The organism is Hyalangium minutum, assembly GCF_000737315.1.
Lineage (GTDB): Bacteria > Myxococcota > Myxococcia > Myxococcales > Myxococcaceae > Hyalangium > Hyalangium minutum.
In genome coordinates, this window is record NZ_JMCB01000002.1 from 226,570 (window position 1) to 249,874 (window position 23,305).

Sequence of the window (23,305 nt, forward strand, 5' to 3'; positions counted from 1 at the left end):
CTCAGCGGCCCACGTTGGGCACGGCGAGCAGTTCGATGGAGGTTTGGCTGGAGTTGAAAGGGTGCGGCAGGTAGAGGGCCACGGCATGCTCGCGCAGCACGTTCCTCCAGCCAGCGTCCTGAGTGAGGGTGAAGTAGGAGGCCCCCGGGCGGATGGGCACTTCCGGTGGAGGCCGGTAGGTGACCTGCAGGGGGATGCCCTGGCTGGTGGCCTGCACCAGTCCCTGGATTTCCGACCAGCTTCCCAGCTTCGAGAGCTTGGGCAGTTGATCGACGATGGTCTGCTCCGGCAGCTCGCTCCGGACCATGATCAGGAACTGGCCGCAGCGGTCGATCCGCTCATCCTCCAGCTTGGCCCGGTAGAGCCCGTCCGCTCCCCGCTCCAGCGGTACGGTGATGCACTGCTCCAGTGCCACGGAGCGCATCAGCTCCGTCAGGCGGCGAAACAGCTCTTCGAAGGTGACGCGGAGGTTGGTGAACTGAAAGGGCGGCATGACCGAAGGGTCAGCCTCCGCCGAGAATGTGCAGAGCTGCCCTCCGAGCCGGCTCAGCATGAGGTAGAGATCATGCGGGCGCATGTTCCCGGCCTCGATCACGTGAGACAGGAACGGGATGACGCCATTAAGGGCGTGCAGTTCCAGGAAGAGCGTGACGTCCGAGGCCGTGAACTCGAGCGAGGACTCATCCCGGTGCCGCCGCCGCGTGGCGATCTGCCGCTGCTTGGAGACGATGAGCCGCAGCAACGAGCGCAGCTCGCTCATGATGTACGGAGAGGCGCCGATGCGCAGGCACGGAGGGATGTAGGTGTCGACGAGCACCAAGCTCCCTGACTTGTCGCGAGCGAGCTCGGCGATCTTCAGCGCATCGAAGTCATCCCGGGGCTCATCGCCGAACAGGAGCTTCATGTTCCGCTGCGCGAAGGAGATATGGATGACGGAGGTAGACGCGTGCAGGTCACCCACGGGGCGGCTGCGAGGCGAGAAGCGAGGGCTTGCGCCCAGCTTGCCCGCGGCGCCGTAGCTCTCCACGTCGCTGCGCTCCTTGGGGATGCCGAGGTAGACCTCAAGCAGCTGCTGCGTCGGCCGGAAGTGCCCCTCCACGGGCCGGGCCGCGGGGGACTCCTCGTGACCAGCCTCGAAGCCAACGGAGAGCCCGTCCGGCAGGATGCCGAAGAACTCGAGGAGGCTGACCTGGCCTGCGCGCAGAGCTTCCATGTCGAACTGCATGGAGGCCACGCCCCAGGGATAGAGGCACACCGAGCTCAGGCGGGTCTCCACGAGGGACTCGTGGTAGAGGTCCAGCTGCTGCATGTGGTGGGGACTCATGAACATCCCCTCGGACCAGATGATGCGCTGCGGGGCCTTCATGGCGTTCTCCTCGAAGGCCGCAGGTAGTCGATCTGGTAGCCCTGAAGCTTGAAGCGGAGCTGGGTGTCCAGCGGGGTCGCGTCATCGCCGCGGTCACCTGCTGGCTGCTCCTCGCATTGGCTGGGAGGCACGGGCGGCAGCTTGGCGACGGCCAGCCACGCGTAGCCGAGCGGCTGGCGGAAGAGGCCCACCGCTGCCACGTACTGCGCCTTGGGATCCCGCTGTACCCAGTGCTTCACCACATCGCCGGCCGGGACAACGAACTCGGCTGTCTGCAGCAGATCCTCTCCCAGCAAGCTCTTGGGGTCGGACCAGAGCTTTTGAAAGCTTGCACGCTCCAACTTGACGCTGTCCTTGATCTGGAGGAACTGGACCACCGTTGGGAGCGCCCGGCCATAGGCGTCTGGGTTGACGCGCTCCGCCGCCTCGAGCTTGGCAAGGAAAGGAGGAGGTGTATCGCAGGCGGAGGCCTTGCTCAGAGCGCAGCCAGGGAGGGTTAGTAGCGCGCAGACGGCCGTCGTCCTCTTGAGGGAATACCTCTGGAGAGGAACTCGCCGTGCGTGATCACAGCCATGGTTCGACATGCCACCACTCGTCAGGTGAAATGGAGAGAGCCCAGCAGTGGGCGGTATGGGCCCTTGGGAAAAGTTCCCCGACCAACTCAACGCGGGGAGGGATAGCCCAATCGCTCACACTTGTGAGTACCACCTAAGTGGTAACCCCATTCACAGGGGCATCAGGTACCACTGCCAAGAAGCAGGATTCGAGCATCCCCTATCCGATCACGTGGCTGGTAACACCTTATCCAGCCGTGATCTTGCTGCGAGGAGTTGCATGCAACAGAGCAGGCTTGCCCGGACAGTGTACGGGATCGCGATCATCCTGGCTTCATCGATGGCGTTCGCTCAGGAGCCGGAGCGGCTGGTCGGCTTTGAACTGGAGCGGCTGGATGTCAATCCTGCCGCCACAGGCTCGCTGGTGCAGGGGACAGGGGAGCTGATGCCGACCGGAGACTACCGTTTCTCCGCGATCAGCCATTACCAGCACAACCCGCTGATGTTCTCGCGTAGGGGGCAGGTGCTGCCCATCGTGGGGAGCCGTACCACTCTGCTCTTGGCGGCGGCATACGCACCGTTCTCATGGCTTGAGATGGGTGTGCAGCTCCCGCTGGTAGCGTTCCAGACGGGGGCTGATCTGAAGGAAGAGGGGATCGATCGGCTCTCCTCCTTCGGGCTCGGCACCCCTCTGGTGAGCGCAAGGATGAGGCTGTTCTCCCAACTGGATGGCGCCCTGGGCGATCTGGCGCTGGAGATGGGCGTGGGGGCACCGGTCGGCGGTTCTCACGGGCTGACTCGGGATGCGGGGCCGCGCTATGCGCCGCGGCTCATGATCGGCCGGCGGTTCGGCTGGTTCAGGGTGGCGCTGGACTCGAGGATGGTGGTGCGTCCGGAGATTAAACCCTACGCGGATCGGGAGTTTGTCCGTGGTCCCATGGGGAACGAGGCTCAGGTGGGGCTCGTGCTGGCGACGGTGGGCCAGCGTATGCGCTGGGAGTTGGACGTACGGGGCACGGTTCCGCTCGTGGAGCAGCCCAGCTCTGTGGAGCTCTTGCTGGGGCCTCGATACCTGGTCAATCCAGCGGTGGAGGTGTTTGCACTGGCCGGTGTAGGAGGGGGTTCGGCGCCCGGTATCCCTCTGTTCCGAGTGATGCTGGGAGCGGCGTTCGGCAAGGTCATCCCGCCCCGCTTGTCAGATGAATCGGCGGTGAACTGCTCTCCGGCACTGGACCACACCGTGGAGGAGTGCCCGGACCTGGATGAGGACGAGGACGGCGTTCCCAACGGGGTGGACCAGTGTGATGACGAGGCGGGGCCCGCGGATCGTTTGGGCTGCCCTCGGAAGGACAGCGACAACGATGGCATTGAGGACAAGCTCGACGCGTGCCCAGAAGTACTAGGAGTGGCGGCTTGGCAGGGCTGTCCGATGCCGGACCAGGACAAGGATGGGATTGAGGACGAGAGAGACGTGTGTCCATCCGAGCCCGGGCCCGAGAAATCGCGCGGGTGTCCGCTCAAAGACCGGGACCAAGATGGCGTCGAGGACGATGTGGACCAGTGCCCGGATCTGGCGGGGCCTGAGGAACGTCAGGGCTGCCCAGAGTCGGATCTGGACAAGGACAACATCGCCAACGTGTTGGACACCTGCGCGAAGGAGGCAGGCCCTGAGAGCAACCAAGGGTGCCCCGCGCATGAAGTGCCGCGGGTGAAGCTGACGCGGAAACAGATCGAACTGACGGAGAAGATCCTCTTCATCCCAGGGCAGCCACGAATCCGGCCCGAGTCTTTCGAGGTTCTCCGTTGGGTCTCGAAGGTGATCCTCGAGCACCCAGACCTGCCGATGATCGTGGTCGGCGCGCACACGGACGACCGGGGGAACGCGCTCGACAACCTGCGGCTGACGCAGGGCCGGGCGGACGCTGTCAGAGAGTTCCTTATCGAGCGTGGGGTCGCACCCGAGCGGCTCCAAGCCAAGGGCTACGGACAGGAGCGGCCCGTTGCCAGTAATGCCACGTCCATCGGACGTGAGAACAACCGACGCATCGAATTCACCATCGTTATCTCGCAGTAGGTGGAGCTGACAGAGTTACAGGGGGAACCCCATGAGAAGATCATGCAGCCTGATGTCGCTGGTGGCCCTGGTGTTCTGGGCCTCCACGTCCGCGGCCGAGCCCGACACATTGGGCCTGGGAACCGGACGTGATGGAGCGCTGATCGTCACGGAGCCGCGAACCGTCATCAATCGCTATGCACAGGTCACGGTACCTCTTGCGACGGGAGACACCGTGCTGTTCGTCTCATCGACAGAAGGGTTCGCGGCGGGCGACCTGATCATGGTGTTGCAGACGACGGGCATTGTCCCGGAGCCGGCTCAAGGCGCGCCTGGGCCCATCTCGTTGAGCACGGATCCTGTGGGCAGGTGGGAACTGGCGCGGGTGAGCTTCGCCGAACGTCAGGAGCTGAAGTTGGGAGCCCCGCTCCTGTACTCCTACGCGGGACTTGTGACCCAGGTGATCCGCATCCCAGAGTACACGGATGTGAAGGTTGTAGCAGGGGCGAGCCTCGTCGCGGCGCCGTGGGATGGCAGCCAAGGAGGGGTTCTTGCCTTCCTGGCCAAGGGGCTCATTCAGAACGAGGGGACGCTTCAAGCCAGCGGCGTAGGATTCCGCGGAGGACTGGTGCTTGAGGAGTTCGCTGGCTTCGCCGGGTGCGCCGCCTTGCCTGCCTCCGTGCGCCCGGGAGCCGGCAGGGGAGAAGGGATCTCGTCCCTGGACTTCGGTGTGTGGGCCACTGGCCTGGAGAATGCGTCCAACGGCGGTGGTGGTGGTCTCTGCCCCCGAGCGGGAGGGGGGGGAGGGGGGAATGGTGCGGCAGGAGGTCGGGGAGGCGACTCCCTGGTCTATGGCGACTCGGCACGGAATATCGGGGGCAAGGGTGGAGCGGGGCTGGTCTATTCCCTGACGGATCACCTGACGCTGGGAGGAGGCGGTGGCCAGGGGTATGGGGGAGGGAGGCATTCCCAGGGAGGCGCTGGAGGCGGAGCCATCTTCGTGCGCGGGTATCGCCTGGCTGGGAGCGGATCCATTCTGGCGGATGGTGCCGCTGGTGATGATGCAACGCAGGGAGGCGCGGGCGGAGGTGGGGCTGGCGGGAGCGTCTACTTGAGGTTCGTGGACTCTGCGGAGTGTGGTTTCATCTCTGCGAGCGGCGGCAATGGAGGGAGCAGCTCCGCAGGGATTGCGGAGGATGGAGGCGCTGGAGGCGGAGGCGGAGGCGGACGGCTGCTATATCAAGCGGCGAGCACGGGGGCTTGTCCCATGTCCGTTGAAGCGGGGCTCGCAGGCGGAGTGGCCGGGACAATTTCTGGAATTGTCACGAATGCACAGCCTGCCGCGAGCCAGCTTGTCGCGCATCGAGGCATCATCACCCGGCTTGAGACGGAATTCGAGCAGTTCGCGAACTGTACTCTCAACGCGCCTGTGTTCACGACGCCGGTGAACAACGGGTATGTTAATGCCCAACTCAAGGTGACAGGGTCTGTGTCAGGGTATGGAAGTAACGCCAAGGTCAGGATTTATGTCGGAAGCGACTTGGCAGGGGATGCCACCCCTAATAGCGGAACGTGGAGCTATACTTTTGCAGTGGGCGTGCTGGAGGACGCTCGTCAGTATACCATCAAAGCTATAGGGGTTTGTGGTAGCAATTCAGAGGAGAGTTCTAATGCGACGAGCATCAACGTCACGGTTGACACGGCGGTACCGCAGATTGGATGGGTAACGCGGCCGAGCGATCCTTCTCCTGAGCTCAGGCCTACCCTCTCTTTCAACACGGGAAACCAGGAAGTTTCCGTGAGGTACACGTGTACGCTGGATGGGAGCGCAGGGTTTGGCTGTGGTGTGGGAACCACTGGACAAGTGGTTTCATATACAGTCGCAGGCACTTTGCTCGATGGTAGCCGTCACACATTCACTGTTAGGGGAACGGATGAAGCGGATAATCCAACCAACGGCTCCCTCTCCTACTCTTGGACGGTGATATATCCATCAGATACGGTCATCGATCCTCCTCGCCCACCAGATCCTACCAATGTGACGGCTGCGGCCTTCTCATTCCATGCGACAAAGGCGGGCGCTACCTTGGAGTGCAGACTCGATGAGAGCGCATGGGCGGCCTGCACCAGCCCCAAGTCGTACTCCGCTCTGGCGGACGGCCGCCACACCTTTGAAGTCAAGGCGATGTTGGGGTCGATCGAAGACACCTCGCCCGCCTCCTATTCTTGGGTGGTGGATACGGAATCTCCGGATACCCGCATTGAGCAGAAGCCCAATGATCCCACGAACAGTACGAGGGCTACGTTCACGTTCAGTTCGCCGGAAGAGGGGTGCAGTTTCGAGTGCAGCCTGAACGGTGGAGTCTACACATCTTGTCCAAGTCCATGGACCTCTCCAGAACTGGCGGACAGCCGTCACACGCTTTCGGTCAGGGCCAGGGACGCGGCAGGCAATATCGATCCCTCGCCTGCCACGTATTCCTGGCTCGTTGACTCGACGCCTCCGAATACCGTGTTTGACCAGAAGCCTACCAATCCCAGCAACGTCACGCGGCCCACGTTCGCGTTCAGTGCCTCGGAGACGGGAAGCAGCTTCGTGTGTAGCTTGGATTCGGCGGCGTTTACGCCGTGTACGAGTCCAGTGACGACACCTCTTCTCGCTGAGGGTAGCCACACCTTCGCGGTGAAGGCCACGGATGCGCTAGGTAATACGGCTGCCTCGGCCACGACCTATACCTGGGTGGTGGACATCACCCCCCCTGACACAATCCTGGGAGATAAACCCACCAATCCTTCCAACGAACCGAGGCCTAGGTTCACGTTTAGCGCCACCGAGACGGGGAGTACCTTCGAGTGCCGGATGGATCAGGGACTGTACGTAACCTGTTCCAGCCCATGGACCGCTCCATCCCTCACGGATGGAAGCCATACCTTTGAAGTGAGGGCCACGGATGCCGCAGGAAATGTAGACCCTACTCCTGTCAGCTACACCTGGGATGTGGACACAGAGGCGCCGGACACTGCAATCGAGCAGAAGCCCTCCAATCCCAGCAACAGCGCGCGAGCCACGTTCACCTTCAGTGGGCAGGGAGGCGCCGTAGGCTTCGAGTGCAGCTTGGACTCTGCGCAGTTCGCGCCCTGCACAAGTCCCTGGCAGTCCCCGCTTCTGGCAGAGGGGAATCACACGTTCGCGGTCAGGGCCAAGGATGCCGCAGGCAACATCGATCCTTCACCTGCCACCTATACCTGGCGAGTGGATACGCAGCCACCAGACACATCGATTGATCAAAAGCCTCCTAACCCCGATAACAGGACGAGCGCTACGTTCACCTTTGCGTCCAGTGAGGCTGGGAGCAGCTTCGAATGCAGCCTCGACGATGGGGAGTACGCGAGCTGCACCAGCCCCTTGACCTACTCGGTTCCAGAGGGAAGCCACATCTTTGCGGTGAGGGCCAAGGATGCTGCGGGCAATGTGGACGACTCTCCTGCGACTTATACCTGGCGGGTGGACACTGGCGCTCCAGACACGGCGATCGATCAGAAGCCGCCCAATCCCAGCAACAATGCGAATCCAACCTTCACGTTCACCTCCACGGAGCCCGGCAGCAGCTTCGAGTGCAGCCTGGACTCAGGGCCGTTCGCAGCATGCGCCAGCCCAGTGGTCTTCCACGTTTCCGAGGGAAGCCACTCGCTCTCTGTGAGGGCCAAGGATGGGGCGGGCAACGTTGACCCTTCTCCTGCCACCTACCCGTGGGTGGTGGATCTCACTCCGCCAGACACGGCGATTGAGGCGCCGAGACCGCGCAACCCTACCAATGAGACCAGTGCCACCTTTCGCTTTTCGGGTGCTGGAGCGGAAGGGAAGTACTATTGCAAACTCGATGAGCAGGTGTACGCAGACTGCTCATCGGGCACTATCACCTACGATGCGCTGAGCCAGCGGGTGCACACTTTCTCTGTGTATGCCAAGGATGCTGCAGGCAATGATGATCTGCAGAACCCAGCCACTTACATCTGGGAGGTCGATACAGAGCCCCCTGAGACAGTGATCGAGGAGGCAAGCAAGCCGCCCAATCCCACCAGTCTGCTCAGCGCCACGTTCCGCTTCTCGGGAGCTGGACCTGGCGGACACTACCAGTGCTCGCTCGACTCGCAGTCGTACGTCGGCTGTGACTCGGGAACCATCACCTTCTCGCCGTTGAGCAATGGTGAGCATTATTTCAAGGTCTTTGCGATTGATGCCGCAGGGAATGCAGATGCGAGCCCCGCAGAGTACCGGTGGGTGGTGGACTCGAGCCCGCCTGAGACCGTCATTCTGGAAGTCACGGAGGCGGGTGGCATTGCTGCGAGGAACCCCACCAACTCAAGGAGTATGAAGTTCCGCTTCTCGGGAGCGGATGCACCCGGAGGATATCGGTGCCGCCTCGAGTCTCCCACCTCTCCAGGAAACTTCAGCCCCTGCGGTACAAGATTGGGTACCGGCACTGGGACTGCTGGCATCGAGGAGTATGTGAACTTGGGTGCCGGCCGCCATGTCTTCTCTGTCTATGCAGTCGATGCCGCAGGCAATGAGGACCCGAGTGCTGCTACCTATGAGTGGGTGGTGGATCTTCAGCCTCCCGTCACCACCATCACGAATCCAGCGACCAACGCTGCGAAGCTCTGGCGTACCAATCAGACATCACCTGTCTTCAGGGGTACCTCCGAAATGGGGAGCAGGGTGGTGCTGCAGATCGACGGACTGGGCACGGATACTCAACAAATGGGGAGCAGCGGGAATTGGGAACTGACTACCCGACATGTCTTGGCAGAGGGTAAGCACGTCGTGCGTGTGGTCGAAGCGACCGATGCGGTCGGCAATACGTGGACTCCGTCGAGCACTTCGCCACTGCCTAGCGACTCGGCATTCGAGTTCTGGGTGGATACGACTCCGCCGCAGACCGCGATTACTCAGAAACCTCCCGAGATTCACAATTCCATCAGTGTTCTTTTCAATTTCAGTGACCCAACCGAGGAGGACGGGTTGAGTACAACGTTTGAGTGCAAGGTCGTCGCTCAGCACCTTGAGAAAGAGTTTGAGAGCCCTTGCCTTGGCGAGCAGCCTTACAACCTCGCGAACATCTTCGAGATCGCGAACGACAACATCAAAGCTGTGAATGGGACGTATACCATCTTCGTAGCCGCGAGAGATGAAGCGGGAAATCTGGACGAGACTCCTGCTTCCTATGCGTTCACTGTCATTGTTGAGCCGCCTGATGCTCCTCAGATCAAGAAGCCAGCCAATGGCGATGAAATCTACGACCTGAACCCCAGTGTCTCGGGGAACACCATCCCGAATGGAAGCGTGGAGTTTTTCCTGGATGGCAAGAGCATGGGGTCCAAGAAGGCGGATGCGGCAGGAGTGTTCACGTTCCGGTTCGCTGACCCCTTGGAAGAGAGAGCCCACGAGCTGCGAGCCTCGGTAACGGATCTGGCCAGCAATCCAAGCCCTCAATCGCAGCCGATTACCTTCACAGTGTTCGCGCCCAAACCCGTGGCTGAGGCAATTGGGGGTGGATTGGGCTGTGCCGCCTCCACCGCGGAGCCGTGGCTCGTGCTCCTGGGACTCTTCGCGGGAGGAGTCTTGCGCTCACGCCACCGCCGGCGCTGAGCCAGGCGGAGACACACGGTCATGCATAGTGAGAAGTATCAGCTGATCCAAAAACTCGCGACCGGCGGCATGGCCGAGGTGTTCCTCGCCAAGTCCGCCGGTCCCATGGGCTTCGAGAAGTCGCTCGTGGTCAAGCGCATCCTGCCGCACCTGGCCACCGAATCCTCCTTCGTGGACATGTTTTTGTCCGAAGCCCGGCTCGCCGCTCAGCTCAATCACCCGAACATCGTCCAGATCTTCGATTTCGGCGAGGCGGACGGCACCTACTTCATCGCGATGGAGTACATCGATGGGGTCAACCTGAGAGAGGTCATCCGGCGCGCTGGCGCAGTGGGCCTCGTTCTACCCCTCGCGTTTTGCGCCCGCGTCATCTCCGCCGCCTGCGAAGGGCTCGCCTTTGCCCACGACTGCATCGACCCGGCCACGAACCTGCCGATGAACATCATTCACCGCGACATCAGCCCAGACAACATTCTGCTGTCGCGCCAAGGCTCGGTGAAGGTCGTGGACTTCGGCATCGCCAAGGCCGCGGGTGTGAGCCCCCACACCCAGACGGGCGTCCTCAAAGGCAAGCTGGCGTACATGCCGCCTGAGCAGCTGCGCAATGAGCCCTTGGATCGCCGCGCGGATGTCTACGCGTTGGGCATTGTCCTCTACGAGCTGCTCACAGGGTTCAAGCCCTTCAGGGCTTCCTCCGAGGCCGCTCTGCTCCAGGCCATCCTCTCCGAGCCTGAGGTCCCCGTCGAACAGCGCCGGTCTGATGTGCCAGAAACCCTCCAACGCATCCTCTCTCGGGCCATCTCCAAGGATCGCGAGAAGCGCTACCCTGACTGCCCCTCCTTTCAGGCGGATCTGGAGGCGTTCATCGTCGAGTTCATTGTCTCGACCGGTAAACCCATGGGCGCCTCGCAGATGGCAGGCATCGTCGCCATGATGGCGACCGCCGAGAGTGTATCCCCTTCGCCTCAGAAGACGACGAGTCTCCCCCGGTCTCCTTCCAAGCTCATTCAGTCCCAGCCGCAGCCCGAGTCTTCCTCGGCCGCTGCAGTGAGGCCTGTCACCGATCTTGCTCCGCTGCAAGAGGTCCTGCAGCCCGAGGTGCACGGGCCCAGGGATGAGCGGACTACGGTGGCTCGTCCCTCGAGGCTTTCTCCCAAGGTTCCCCATCCGCACGACAAGGAGACGGCCTGGGTCGCGCTCGTGGGCGTCCTGTTGATCCTGATAGGGGGCGGGTACCTGAGCCGACGGCTTCTCGCGGGGGGCCCACCTCGGGAACCGGTCTCTCTTGCTCCCGCTGGGCCTACCGTTTCTGTGTCCGTCATGGCTCCGGGAGAGGCTCACGGAGGTGAGGCCCTTCCTGCGACGACTCCGCAAGCGTCAGATGGGGGGACATCTTCGCCAGCGCTGAAAGACGTCCTGTCCAGCAGCGGCACGGATGAGCACAGCCAATCGATTGCGTCCGCAGGAATGGACGTCTCCCAACCGCCAGGTCCGGTTTTGCGGGATGCAGGAGTTGCTGCGTCTGGTAGAGGTTCTTCCTCACGGGGGGAGGTCAAGCCTCCTGAGAAGCCTCGCACTCAGGCTGTTGTCGTGGGACAGGGCTCCCTGGATCTGCTGGTCGTTCCCGAGGCCATGCTGTTCCTCAATGGATGGCAGATGGGGCTGACCCGGAAGGCTTCCTTCCCGCTCGACGCGGGCAAGTACACCTTGAAGCTCGTCAACTCAAAGCTTCAAAAGAAAGTAGAGCGGGAGATTCTGGTCACCGCAGGCCAGACCACCCAGATCGACATCAATTTGTTGGAACAGTAAGCCGGGCCTGCCTCAGGGCTCGTACTTCGGTGTGCTGATGACGACCGCGAACGGGTCCGGCCTCTCTCGCTTCTTCGTGAGGGTCCGGTTCTCCACTGCGACCTTGTGGTACGGCTCAATGCGCAGCCGCATCCCAAACACCCACCGGTTCTTCTCGGGCTCCGGCGCGGGTTGGCCGAAGGCCATCAGCTTCGTCGAGGAGTCGCTCATGGCTGACAACCTAGCACATCTTGAACGAGGATCCTACCCGCAGCGTTGAAAGGCCGCCCACCAGAGCAGGCGGTCTTTCCTGCTGGCAAAGCCAGAGCGCTACGCGCCGACAGCCGCGCCAGACAGAGGCAGAGCCTCGGAGAGGCGGCGCTTGCTCCACTTCACGCCCACCTGGGCCCGGTAGTCCGTGAACAGCGAGCCGATGATGGTGCTCACCCCCACCGCGACGTGGACGATGGCCGACAGCGGCGAGCGGCGCGCATAGCCAAACACGAAGGGCGAGGCGATGGCCGCCAGGCCCCACGCGTAGTCGATGAACTCATGCACCTCGATGGGGATGATCTTGCGCAGGCTCAGCCGGTAGTCGGTGAGCAGGGACACGCCCAGGTCCGCCATGCCCAGGGCCAGCCCCGCCGTGCAGGCCGGCTTGGCCGCGCCCATTGCCACGCCCAGCACCGTCAGGCCGTTGGCGTAGTCCAGCAGTGAGTGGATGTCCTGCGGAACGAACCGCTTGAAGGGAAGCACTCCGAACAGCGGCTTCGCGGGCGTCCCAGCTTCTGGTCCGCGAGACAGAGACCGGCGCATGGTGCGTTGCAAGGTGGGAGGAATCAGAGAACGCGCATCACGCGCGATGGGCAGATCGACCTCGGGCATGAACCACCTCCGTTTGGGTGCGCCAAATGTAGGGATGCCTCTTCCCTGAGACGTTCATGAGGGTGAGCCTGCCGGCTCACCGGGCGAGCACGGTGGGCTGGCGGGCAGGGGAGCGCAGGCCTGGGCCCCGACAACGGTTCGCGGCATCTCCATCCTTCTGAAGTCAGGGCCTCTGGTGGGCCCTTCGTTCTCTCAAGCGAGGTCAGGTCATGCTCGTTGTCTGGTCCGCACTGTTGGGCGTCCTCATCTTCATGGGCATCATCGTGGTCACCCTGGTGTTCGGCGCCGCAGCGCACAGGGCTGAAAAGAAGGAACTGCTCCGGTCCGAGACCGAGCGGCTCGCGGGGCTGGATGGGGATGTCACCGCCGAGACCCCCCATCCCATCCACGATCGCTACGTCGAGGCCTGAGGCCCCAGGTGGCAGGGCCTCACCGCGGGCGCGAGCTGTAGTAGCGCCGCAGCCAGCGGCTGAGGCCATCCAGGCCCGGGAAGAGGACGCGCTCTGTCACGTTGGCCTGGTCCAGCTTGTCCCGGACCTCCCACTTCAGCGAGGCCGGGACGATGAGCCGGTGGACGCCTCGCTTCTGGTTCTCGAGGAAGGCGTCCAGCCGCAGCAGCGGGCCGTTCATCACCGAGAACAGCGCGAACTGGTTCACGATGCGGTCGTCCAGCGAGGGCGGCTCCAAGAAGAGCACGAAGGGGTGCTTCGTCAGCCGGTCGAACACGGACAGCTCTCTCGCCACCGACGCGAGCATCTCCGCCGTGAAGACGTCCGCGCCCTCTTCCCGGAGCTGGGCCTGCAAGGGTTTGGGCAGCAGCCGGTTCGTCTGGTGGTAGTCCACGCACCACACCACCCCGTCCGTGTCGTACAGCTCCGGGTCCTCCGTCAGGAAGTGGAGCGCCACGTAGGGGCTGAACGTCCAGTCCAGAAGCCGCGTCGGCAGTCCGTGATGCTGCGCCAGCGCCAGCCAGTCCCAGACCGACGCGCAGGGCTGGGTGCCTCCGCGCGCGTACTTGCGAAAGGCGCGCAGCAGATCCTTCTCGTGCGCGGCGAAGTCCCCCTCGTGGCGGTTGAGCGAGGTGGAGAGGTCATGCCTCGCGTTCGGTACCCCGCGGAAGGCAAAGCTCGGCCGGAACCTTCGCAGGCCCTCGTTCCATGAGCCCGCGAAGAGCGCCTCCTGCAGCTCGAGCCAGCTGTTGACGCGTTCCTCTTTCACACCCTCCCCAGGTCCGAAGCTCTCGCTTCAATACTCACTCCCTGGGAGGCTTCACCAGCGCCTAGGTTCACGGGCGTGCACCACCCCACACGCTGCGCCTGCAGAGCGTGTGGCAGCGCACAGGCGCTTGGGCCTTTCAGGGTCCCTGGGTTCCCTCAAGCCCGAGGGTACGGCTGTTCGCCAGCCCCTTTTCGGGGGCTCAGGGCCGGCCTGAGTCCGCAGGCTGGTTGAAGGCGTAGGAGTCCGCGCCAGGAGCCTTGTCCTCGTGGAACAAGGGGCACTTGGCACAGGTGAAGCTGTCCCAGTCCTCCTTCACGGCGGCGTCCACGCAGGTGCTGTAGAAGCGGCAGTGGACGTTGCGGTGCTCTTCGATTCGGAACTGGTCGGCCCGCAATGGCAGGCGGAACGCAGTAGGTCGCGGCTGAGCGCAGGGCATGGTGAGTCACTCGTGGTTAGGTAGGCCCCCTCGTTTCACACGGACCAACGGCCGGTGCGTCGCGTCATTCCCGAGGAGGGGTGTCTTCCTCAACTGAATAACGCCGCCCATCCTTCCTGGCAGAGAGCGCTCAGGATCGGCGCCTGGCTCCCGCTTGCCGCGCCGCCTCCACGAACACCTCGTACGGCTGGCAGCCCACCACTCGGACGTTCCCGATGAAGAAGGTGGGGATGCCGCTCACTCCCGCAGCGCGGCCCTCGGCCTGCAGTTCATCCACCCGCGACTGATACTCAGGCGCATCCATGGCGGCGCTCGCCTGCTCGGCGGGCAGGCCTACCTGCTCGGCCAGCCGCGTCAGCACCTGCGGGTCTTCGAGGTCCGCGCCTTGCCGCCAGTACGCCTCCATGGCCGCATCGCGGAACTCCAGCAGCTTGCCGTGGGTTCGTGCCCACTCGGCCAGCGCGAGCGCCCGCCGGGTGTTGTTCAGCCGCAGGGGCAGCCGGATGCCGGTCACGCCAAAGCGCTGGGCGACTTGCGCCGCATGGGCTCGCATGCCCGCAGCGCGGCCCGGAAAGAGCTGTTCCATGTCGACACCCCCCCGAGGTGTCCGCGGGTTGAGCTCGAAACCCCGCCAATCCAGCTCTACGTCGTACTCTGTCTGCAGCCTGGCCAGGCTGCTCTGCTCCGCGATGAAGCAGAAGGGGCAAACGAAGTCCGAATACAGCCGGATGAGTGTGGCCATGGTGCCCTCCTCGATAGGTTGTCTCTTACTTTCGCCGTATGGGCCCTGCCAATCCCGCTCCCAGAGCGGCCGGGCAAGACGTTCATTCCTTCACCCGGACCGCACTTTCCCTGAAGATGCGCCCGTGTTCACGCCTGCATACCCCCCCCGTGTTCCCTCGCGCCGGCTCGCGGCGCTTGCGCTGTGCGCCCTGTTCGCCGTGGCGGGCTGTACCGCCTTTGGCCGTGCCGTGAAGGAGGGTGACCAGTTCACCACCGAGCACAAATGGGCCGAGGCCGAGGCCGCCTACCTGCGCGCGCTCGCCGCGGATCCCGACGCGTCCGAGGTGACGGTCAAGCTGCGCTCCGTGCGCAAGGAGTGGAGCAAGGAGACCTACGACCAGGCCCAGAGCGTCCACGCCACCGGCGATCTGCCCGGCGCCCAGAAGCTGCTGCTCCGGGCCCTGGAGCTGGATGGAGAGAATGAGCCCGCGCGGACGTTGCTGACGCAGACGCTGGACGCGCGCGTGGCCGCAGGGCAGGCGGCGCTGAAGGAGGAGCGGCTGCAGGATGCGCGCGCCGAGTTCGACGCGGTGTTGGCCGTCTCGCCGGACCACGTGGCAGCTCGCAAAGGTGTGGATGCGGTGCAGGTAGCCTGGGCCCGGCGCTGGTTCAAGACGGCCCAGCAGCTCGAGGAGAGCGGGAAGCTGGGCAACGCGCTGCTGGCGTACCTGCGCGCGGACCAGGAGCGCGTGGGTGCCACCGCGGCCCGCGAGCGCGCCGAGGCCGTGCGTCAGAAGCTGCGCGATGAGGTGGCCTACCTGGTGGTGGCTACCCCCGTGGAGGACAAGGCTCAGGCGCCGGATGTGGCCCAGCGGCTGGCCGCTGGACGGCTGGCCTCGATGCTCCCCAAGGAAGTGCCCATCCGTGTGGTGACGGAAGCTCCCGAGTCCAAGGTGGGTGTGAAGCTGGACCTGACCCTGGAGCGGGTGCTGCCCCTCAAGGCCGTGGAGCCCTTCCAGAAGACCCAGCGGTATCTGGCTGGCAATCGCTCCGTGCCCAACCCCAAGCGCCGGCAGTTCGAGGACCGGCTGCTCAACGCCGAGCGCACGCTGGAGGAGGTGGAGCGCAAGCAGGCCGTGGCGCTGCGCGACTACCTGCGCCGGCAGGCGGAGCTGAACACCGTGCGCCAGACGGCCGAGCGCTGCCGCGAGCGCGAGCGCAAGACCTGCCTGGAGATCATCCAGCGGTGCGGCGAGGCCGTCCGGGAGGTGGAGCAGGCTGGGCAGGTGCCCGAGGAGTGCAACCCGACGGCGTGCGCCACCCGTCAGTGCGGCCAGGAGGAAGCACTGCTGGCTCAGAATGCTGCCGTGGTGCTGCAGTTGGAGAAGCAGTTGGACGCGAGCTTGGAGCAGAACGAGCAGCAGCGGCGTGAGGTCCAACGCGGCCGGGACACCATGTTCCGCGAGCCCATCACGGTGGAGGAGCCGATGTACTCGGACTTCGTCTACGACGTGGAGCTGCACCGGCTCACCGTGAAGGCCACGGTCACCTCCGTGCTTCGGGAGCTGATGTCGGCCCAGGCCCCGCCCGCACCGGTGACGCAGGACTATGAGGTGAAGCACGAGGACTCCAGCAACAAGGGCTATGACCGGTATGGCGTGCTGGCGGATCCGGTGCAGCTGCGCAACGAGCTGGAGCTGCGCGTGGAGGTGGGCGACACGGCCATGGCGGACCTGGCCCACCGCGTGATGGAGCGCTTCGACGCGTATCGCCAGAAGCGGGTGGAGGATGCGCGCCGCGGCATGGTGCGCCCCGGCGCCGAGGATGTGGTGGAGACGTCGGTGCGGGTGCTGCTGCTGACCGCGGACAAGCCGCCCTCGGACATCCTCCTGCCTGTGACCCAGGCTCGGGGCCTGCAGCGCCCAGAGTCCCTCTTCAACAAGTGACCTGCTAGGTTGAGCCCCAGGGCCTCCTCGCTCGAATCTTCTCCCGTTCGCCAAACCGAACGTGTTAGGTAGGCCGCAGGAGGTCCTACCCAACATGGCTCCGAACTCTCATCCGCTCGTCACCATGTTTGAGCGGTTTGTCGTCTTCCAGCAGCCACACCTGGAGATCGGGCGGCGCTATATCCAGGCGTTTGGGTTGGCCAAGGGAGTCAATGCCATCGTCGAGGACATGAACGAGGGGCGCCTGCCTTGGGACAAGGCCCAGAAGGTCCTGGCGCAGATGCATTACCTCTTCATCGAGTCCATCGTCCGGCGGGTGGGCTTCGAGCGCTTCAGTGATGTGCTCAAGGAGCCGGAGTACCTGGCCATGCAGGCGCAGAGCGTCGCGAGCGAGCAGCAGCGCCATGGCCCCTTCCCAGAAGATCGCTATGCCCGAGCGATCGAGTCGTTCGCCTGGAACTCCCTGCGCCACTGGCACTTCGTGGCGCAAGACCTTGGGGGCCGCCACATCTATGAAATCACTCCCCGGCTTGCCCAGGTGCTGCGCCGGCCTCCTCCCCTGGAGGAGCCTTGGAGAAGGCCTCGGCTCCCCGTGCCCTCCTTGCTTCTCATTGTCCCCGAAGAGGCGAAGCTCACCATCACCCTGAAAGGCTTCACCTCCCGGGAGGTCACCGAGATCTACGTTGTCGAGTCATCGCCGCCGCAGCACCAGTGGGCTGTGTGGATCCACGCTCCCATCGACGACTCCCTCAGTGAATCTGTGTATCTCGAGCTCCCGTTCTCCGCGGAGGGCACCCTCGAGGAGGGCCTCGACCGCGCGCACGACATGTTCCAGAAGGACTCGCCGTCGATCGACGGCTGGAAGGAGTGCGTGCGCTGGCTCGCCGCCGCCATGCGCTACCTGGACCAGGGGGGGGCCCGCATGGAGTTCCAGCCCGGGGAGAGTGATCCTTCGCGCCGCGTCCTCATCGGCGACTCGGAGGCCATTCAATAGGAGAGGGACTCACGGGGCCTTGGCCACCGGGATCATCTCCTCGCGGCGCAGCAGGAGCAGCGCGTCGTTCTTCGGCAGGATTCGCACCTGGAAGCGCCGCCGGTACTCATCCTCCGGTGTGAAGACGCCCCGGTCACTCACCAGCAGCAGCGCCGTGGGCACGACGTACCGCTGGGAGCGGTTACCGTAGTAGTGCACCACCACGTGATACGGCCCCGGTGCCGCTTTGCGCGCGTGGTACAGCTCCGGCCCCAATCCATCCGTGATGTCCCAGAAGAGCTTGCCGCCCAGCTGCGTCGTCCGGTGGGAGTAGAAGCAGCGCTCCCCGTTGGGCTCGATCACCCAGAGGTCGATGTCCGTGTTGTCCGAGTTCCAGTGCGTGGTGAGCTGGTAGTCGATCGGCTGGAAGTCCATGGCCACTCCGTCTTGCTGGAGCTTCGCCAGCTCGGCTTGCCGGGCGCGCAGCACGCTCGCGATACCCTCCGCACGCGGGTGCCGGGCCAGGCCGTTGAGCATGCGGGCGTAGTGGTAGGCCGCCGCCGTCCTCAGCTCCGAAGGGTGCCGCGGCCAGTTGCGCGCCAGGACGATCTCGTAGTTGCGCGCCGCCTCCGAGTAGCGGCCTGTCGCGTCCAGCGCCAGCGCCTCCTCGAGGAACGCCTGGGCTTCGAAGGGCCGGTTGAGCCGCACATGCTCGAAGAGCTCCGCCGCCGCCGGGTACTGGCCCAGCGCCAACATGCCGTAGCCCACCAGGCGCAGCGCCTCGGCGTCCGTTGGCCGCAGCTCCACCGGTGAGGAGAGCGCCCGCACCGCGCCCCAGGTGTCTCCCACGAAGGCCCGCTTGCGCGCGATGGCTTCGTACACGAGCACGTCATCCCGGTTCTCGCGCCGCGCCGTCCGGTACTGCAGCTCCGCCTGGAGGCGCTCGTCCCCTCCCGCGTAGGGCTCGTCCTTGAGCGGTTGCTTCCGCAACATCGCTCCCAGCTGGCTCTTGAGCTCGCTCAGCTTACGCACCACCTGCCGGCCCGAGTCCGGTACGTCATCCAGGGCGATACCCAGCAGCTTGTCGCGCCGCTGATCCTCTTCCTTCCTGCGCAGCCCCTCCAGGTCCTGCAGGTCCACCTGCTCGTTCTTCACGGAGTAGCGGGTGTAGTCGCCCTCGGACTCCAGCACGAGCATGGAGGCTCGCGCGTTGGCCAGCCGGTAGTGCTGGCTGAGCGCCACCACCATCCGGTCCAGCCGTTCGTCATCCAGTGAGACGAGCCGCGACACGAAGAGCTCCGCCCACGCCCGGGGCGCGAAGCTGCTGTCCGTGTCGCGCGGCAGCGGCACGCGCAGCACGCGCTCTTGCTCGCCCACGCGGGTCACCACTTCCAGCTCCGCCGCGCCTTCGCCCGGCAGCCGCCCCGCCACCTGTAGCTCCTGGCCCGGGAAGACGAGCCGCGGACGGCCCGCCACCACCAGATCCTTCACTGCCGTGCCCTTCACCTCCACACGTGCCAGCACGACCGAGGCTGCACGGTGTGCCAGGGCCGCCGCGTCCACCTCCAAGCCGGACAGCACGTTCACCACGCGGCCGTCGCTGGCACGCGCCAGCGCGTCGAACAGCTCCTGGTTCACCGCCGACTCGCCGAAGCGGTAGGTCATCCACCGCAGCGTCTCCACGCTCGGGTGGTTGGCCACCAGCGCCTCCACGCGCCCCTGGCCCCAGGTGGTGAGGCCGTCCGAGAGCAGGAACGCCGTCACCCGCTCCCCCGCTTTGGCCGGCTTGAGCCAGTCGCCTCCCGCATGGTCCAGCTCCTCCAGCATTCCGTCCACGTGCGAGGCCCCCTCCAGGAAGATGTTCTCCAGCTCGGAGAACGTCTGCTGGCGGTGCTCGACGTCGTTGGGCCGCCAGCCCGGGCTGTGGAGCCAGCGCGGGCGCACGTCGAACAGCAGCACCGCGTACTCCTTCAGCGAGTCATCCTTCTCCAGCAGGGCTCGCAGCGTGGCGGCCTGGAGCGCCCAGGCGTTGCCGTCGTCCGCTGACAGCGAGGTGTCCACCACCAGCACCGCACGTCCCGTGGGAGGGCCCCCCTCCCCCGAGGTCAGCTTCTCGGGCAGCCGCACCCGCGCGTAGAAGGCCTGTCCCGGAAGCCCCGCCGCGTCCTTGCCCACCAGCACGTCCGCGTCCGCGTTCCGTGGCGCCAGTGCCACCGCCAGCGTGCCGTCTCCCTGAAGCTTGGGCAGATCATGCGCCTGCCAGGGGCCCAGCGTCCGAGGCTTCCCCGCCGGAGTGGGCTGCACCGACACCTCGCCTACCTGCCGCGGATCCACGTGCACGCGCGCGGAGACCTGCACCCCTTGTCCTGCTCCCGGAGGCAGCGGCCACGTATAGCGCAGGCGCTGGCCGTCGAAGAGCAGCGTCTGCTCGTAGGCGATGACGACCCGCTTGAGCGACTTGGGCGGCAGCGGGAACACCCTCGCGCTGAACGTCGAGGCCCCCGCCCACTCCAGCAGCGCCGGATCCACGTTGCGGCGGACCACGTCCTCGTAGACCTCCCGGGCTCGCTTCTGCTCGACGACGCGGGCCTCCTGGCGCTCGCCCCAAGAGCGCTTCGCACCAGCAGGACTCGGAGGGGCTGCGGAGGCCAGCTCTTCCTCCTTGCCCGAACTGTCGCCCAGCGAGGGCAGCAGCTCGGATGACTGGAAGAGCGAGGGAGAGTCCACCGCCACCGAGCCCGAGTAGAGCGCGAAGCCCGCCACCGTCGCTCCTCCGGGCAGCGGGTAGAAGAAGGTCCCCTCCAGGCTGCGGGCCGTGTCGTTCTCGAAGAGGTGGTCCACCACCGTCCGCGCCCGGGAGCCCTGGATGTACGTCACCACCCGCACTGCGCGCAGCTTGAGCGGCGCGTAGCGTCCGGACTCGTTCGTCACCAGCACCTTGGCCGTGCGCGGCGCGGCCTCTACCTTCGGAAGCACCGGCGTGGGGAGCGTGTCCTCCTTGCCGCCCTTGGCCTTCTTCGCGGGCTCCGGCGCGTTTCCGCCACCTGAGCTCATTCCGAAGAGCTCACCGCTTGTGGCGTTCCTCGCGGGAGCCATTCTCGCTCCTGCAGGGGCTGAGGCCCGGGGAGGAGGCGGAGGAGGCGGAGCGCTGGGAGCTGGCGCTACGGCGCCACCGAGCACACCGCCAACGACTCCGCCCACAACGCCTCCGACAACTCCTCCTTCCACTCCGTCCTCGGCCGGCGCGCTCCTCTCCGCCATCGGCTCGCCGGGAGCCTCGTGTTCCGCGGGGGCGGGGCGTGGGCGTGCCGCCTCCTCGAGCTTGGCGACCTGCTCTTCGGTAATGACCTGCGGATCCGCCACGGAGTCCCGCAGCTCCGCGAGGTCCACGGCTCCTGTGTCCGCGGCCGCGAGTACGGCCTCGGGAGCTGCCAGCCCTGCCTTCTTGAAGCGCTCCACCTCTTCCTTCGATGCCGTGGCTGCCGGGGACGCCGGCTGCGACGGAGGCGTGGGAGGCTTGGGCTCACCGGGTGTGCTACGGGTGCAGCCCGAGAGAAGGAGCCACGTCGACAGCAGGAGGGCCGAGGCGCGCGTCAGGTGCATGCCCCGGGACGTTAGCCCAAGGTGCCTTGTGTGTGCGCCGGGGACCTGAGAGGTCCCTGCTCTCGCGTCAGTCCACGTTCGCGCTCACGCCACCGTGCTGGAGGCGGAGCTGCTCCAGGTGACGGCGCCGGGCGTCAGCCGCAGCCAGGTTCCACGCGCCCGCGAGCAGGCCCGTCAGCAGACAGCCCCCCCAGAGGGTGGTGGAGCCAAAACGGCCCAGCACCGTCCCGCCCAGCGCTGGCGCGAGGCAGGAGGCCACTCCCCAACTCATGGAAAAGACGCCCTGGTAGCTGCCGCGCAGCTGAGGCGAGGCGAGATCCGCCACCACCGAGGAGGAGACGGTCGCGCCGAGGATCTCCCCCACCGTCCACACGGCCACGGCGAGCATGGCCAGCGGAACGGTGGCGGACAGCGCGTGCAGCCCGAAGCCCAGCCCGGTGAACACCGCACCCGCCGCGAGCACGGAGGAGCGGCGCCACCGGGTGACGAGGCGCGCCATAATGGGCTGCAGCAGGACGATCAGCACCCCGTTGACGGCCATGATCGTCCCGTACTCCGTCGTCCGCAGTCCGCGGGCGATCAGGTCCAAGGCGAGCGCCGTGTGGCCCTGGAAGAAGATCAGCGCCACCATGAAGTTGGGCACCCAGAAGGCCAGGAAGGTCTTGTCCTTGAAGGGGACGGCCGAAGGCAGCAGCGAGCGCGAGGGGGTGAACTGGGGACTGGTCTCCGGGACCTTGAACCAGACGACGCAGCCGTAGATGAAGGTGGTGAGCGCATCCCCCACGAAGAGCAGCAGGAAGCCGCCCTGGGCCACGAAGCCTCCTAGCGGCAGGGCGATGGCGAAGCCCACGTTCACCACCCAGTACAGCAGGCCATAGGCGCGAACCCGATCATTGGGGGCCACCACGTCCGCGACGGCTGCGGATACAGCGGGCCGGTAGAGATCTCCCAGGAGTCCGGCGGTGAAGGCGGCGATGCGCAGCCACAGGAGCTGCTCGGAGAAGCCCAGGAAGAGCATTCCTCCCGAGGCCAGCCAGAGCCCCAGCACCAGCGCGATGCGGCGCCCGAACCGGTCCGCGAGCATCCCGCCCACCAAGGAGGACAGCATCGAGCCCGCGCCGAACAGCGCCACGACAAAGCCAGCCCGCTCCTCCGTGAGGCCCCGCTCGCGCGTCAGGTAGATCGCCAGAAAGGGCACGACGAAGCCGCCCAGCCGGTTCACCAGGGTGCCCACCCACAAGACCCAATAGGTGGAGGGCAACCCGCCGACGGTGACACGCAGCTGCTCCACGAGCTTGTGGCGGAGCGTCACGGTGGAAGGGGAGGACATGCTGGCGCGCAGCATGCGCCAGAGCCCGGCGCTCTCCAAGAGGGGGGTGGGTTCACCCGTGGAGGGCGCCCGGTGCTGCCGTCGGGTGCTGGCTCGTCCCCTCGCTTGCTGAGCTGGCGTCAGCCTTTCACCACGGGCAGGGCCGCGAGCGCGGCGGGGCGCTTCTCCGGAGCGCACATGTTGTTGTCAGCCGGGCGCTTGCCGAAGAAGAGCTGGTTGCCCTCCACCCTCACGAGGTCGTGGTCCGTGCCGCACGCGGACGTGGGCTGGAAGAACAGGCAGCCCGTGGCTGTCGTCCGCTGCTCCTCGCCCACCTTCCACGTGCCCGTGCCGCACTTCGCGTTCTGGAACGCGTCCGCCAGCGGCTGCATGTGCGGCGTCATGTAGAGCTCTCCGAAGCCGAAGTTGCCCTCGGTGGCCCCCGGTACCGCCGCCGAGTCCTTCACCAGCGTGTACGGCCCCTGGACGCGCGCGGTGAACAGCTTCGCCTGGCACTGTGCGTCCCCGAACGCCTCCAGCCGCAGCGCCCAGGTGTTCTCCGTCAGCGTGAAGTGGCGCTGGATGTAGTTGTTGTTCCCAGCGGGTTCGCACGTGGGGCTGTCCCAGGCGCCAGCCAGTTCCTGCGGCGTCACCGCTGTCTTGGGCCCCTGCGGGGTGGTGGCGCAGGCGGCGGACAGCGCGGCGAGGGCAGCGAGGAGGCGGAGCGAGGTCTTCATGGTGTGCTTCCTTTCACGGTGAATCGGGCGCGGCGTGCGTCCCGAACGCTCCAAGAAATGCCTC

General features: G+C 65.4%; 16 protein-coding genes. 6 read left to right on the top strand and 10 right to left on the bottom strand.

The window, feature by feature from the left end:
* Position 1: 1 nt before the first annotated feature.
* Both tssK and tssJ read right to left on the bottom strand, forming a co-directional pair.
* On the bottom strand, positions 2-1,366 hold the full coding sequence (gene tssK, locus DB31_RS04660; protein WP_044182845.1) for a type VI secretion system baseplate subunit TssK: 1,365 nt from the start codon (positions 1,364-1,366) through the stop codon (positions 2-4).
* Positions 1,363-1,950, bottom strand: coding sequence for a type VI secretion system lipoprotein TssJ (gene tssJ / locus DB31_RS46310; protein ID WP_075305874.1), 588 nt, complete (start codon positions 1,948-1,950; stop codon positions 1,363-1,365). Before tssJ ends, tssK begins: the two co-directional genes overlap by 4 nt.
* A gap of 250 nt (positions 1,951-2,200) precedes the next feature.
* On the opposite strand from tssJ, the gene DB31_RS04670 reads away from it, so the two are divergent.
* Genes DB31_RS04670 through DB31_RS04680 form a run of 3 tightly spaced genes read left to right on the top strand, consistent with a single transcriptional unit; the run spans position 2,201 to position 11,432 of the window.
* Positions 2,201-3,994, top strand: coding sequence for an OmpA family protein (locus DB31_RS04670; RefSeq protein ID WP_044182847.1), 1,794 nt, complete (start codon positions 2,201-2,203; stop codon positions 3,992-3,994).
* 52 nt (positions 3,995-4,046) lie between these two features.
* The gene (agmC, locus tag DB31_RS48595; RefSeq protein ID WP_157231830.1) at positions 4,047-9,623 is read left to right on the top strand and encodes an adventurous gliding motility protein AgmC; all 5,577 of its coding nucleotides are present in this window, start codon (positions 4,047-4,049) and stop codon (positions 9,621-9,623) included.
* 21 nt (positions 9,624-9,644) lie between these two features.
* Positions 9,645-11,432 carry a serine/threonine protein kinase gene (locus tag DB31_RS04680; protein WP_044182851.1) on the top strand — a complete coding sequence of 596 codons (1,788 nt, stop codon included), beginning with the start codon at positions 9,645-9,647 and terminating at the stop codon, positions 11,430-11,432.
* A 12-nt stretch (positions 11,433-11,444) separates the two neighbouring features.
* Here the strand turns inward: DB31_RS04680 and DB31_RS04685 are convergent, their stop codons facing one another.
* Together DB31_RS04685 and DB31_RS04690 are read right to left on the bottom strand one after the other, a co-directional pair.
* Positions 11,445-11,642, bottom strand: a complete 198-nt coding sequence (locus tag DB31_RS04685) for a hypothetical protein (RefSeq protein ID WP_044182853.1) — start codon at positions 11,640-11,642, stop codon at positions 11,445-11,447.
* 99 nt (positions 11,643-11,741) lie between these two features.
* Positions 11,742-12,296, bottom strand: a complete 555-nt coding sequence (locus tag DB31_RS04690) for a hypothetical protein (protein ID WP_063769191.1) — start codon at positions 12,294-12,296, stop codon at positions 11,742-11,744.
* A 209-nt stretch (positions 12,297-12,505) separates the two neighbouring features.
* Here DB31_RS04690 and DB31_RS04695 point away from each other — a divergent pair, with 209 nt between their 5' ends.
* Positions 12,506-12,706 carry a hypothetical protein gene (locus DB31_RS04695; RefSeq protein ID WP_044182856.1) on the top strand — a complete coding sequence of 67 codons (201 nt, stop codon included), beginning with the start codon at positions 12,506-12,508 and terminating at the stop codon, positions 12,704-12,706.
* A 19-nt stretch (positions 12,707-12,725) separates the two neighbouring features.
* Here the strand turns inward: DB31_RS04695 and DB31_RS04700 are convergent, their stop codons facing one another.
* From DB31_RS04700 to DB31_RS04710, 3 genes are all read right to left on the bottom strand, one after another.
* Positions 12,726-13,514 (bottom strand): FRG domain-containing protein, encoded by a 789-nt coding sequence (locus tag DB31_RS04700; protein WP_044182859.1) that lies wholly within the window; start codon positions 13,512-13,514, stop codon positions 12,726-12,728.
* Between the two features lie 199 nt (positions 13,515-13,713).
* Positions 13,714-13,950, bottom strand: a complete 237-nt coding sequence (locus DB31_RS04705) for a hypothetical protein (protein ID WP_044182863.1) — start codon at positions 13,948-13,950, stop codon at positions 13,714-13,716.
* Between the two features lie 130 nt (positions 13,951-14,080).
* Positions 14,081-14,692 (bottom strand): DsbA family oxidoreductase, encoded by a 612-nt coding sequence (locus DB31_RS04710; protein ID WP_052419716.1) that lies wholly within the window; start codon positions 14,690-14,692, stop codon positions 14,081-14,083.
* Positions 14,693-14,816: 124 nt separating this feature from the next.
* On the opposite strand from DB31_RS04710, the gene traC reads away from it, so the two are divergent.
* Complete coding sequence (gene traC, locus DB31_RS04715; RefSeq protein ID WP_044182866.1) at positions 14,817-16,619, top strand: outer membrane exchange accessory lipoprotein TraC; 1,803 nt, start codon at positions 14,817-14,819, stop codon at positions 16,617-16,619.
* Positions 16,620-16,713: 94 nt separating this feature from the next.
* Positions 16,714-17,613, top strand: coding sequence for a hypothetical protein (locus DB31_RS04720; RefSeq protein ID WP_205628465.1), 900 nt, complete (start codon positions 16,714-16,716; stop codon positions 17,611-17,613).
* Positions 17,614-17,622: 9 nt separating this feature from the next.
* On the opposite strand, the gene DB31_RS04725 is transcribed toward DB31_RS04720, so the two are convergent.
* From DB31_RS04725 to DB31_RS04735, 3 genes are all read right to left on the bottom strand, one after another.
* Positions 17,623-21,195, bottom strand: coding sequence for a VIT domain-containing protein (locus DB31_RS04725; protein WP_044182868.1), 3,573 nt, complete (start codon positions 21,193-21,195; stop codon positions 17,623-17,625).
* 67 nt (positions 21,196-21,262) lie between these two features.
* The gene (locus tag DB31_RS04730; RefSeq protein ID WP_044183892.1) at positions 21,263-22,525 is read right to left on the bottom strand and encodes an MDR family MFS transporter; all 1,263 of its coding nucleotides are present in this window, start codon (positions 22,523-22,525) and stop codon (positions 21,263-21,265) included.
* A gap of 119 nt (positions 22,526-22,644) precedes the next feature.
* Complete coding sequence (locus DB31_RS04735; RefSeq protein WP_044182872.1) at positions 22,645-23,241, bottom strand: hypothetical protein; 597 nt, start codon at positions 23,239-23,241, stop codon at positions 22,645-22,647.
* Positions 23,242-23,305 lie beyond the last annotated feature (64 nt).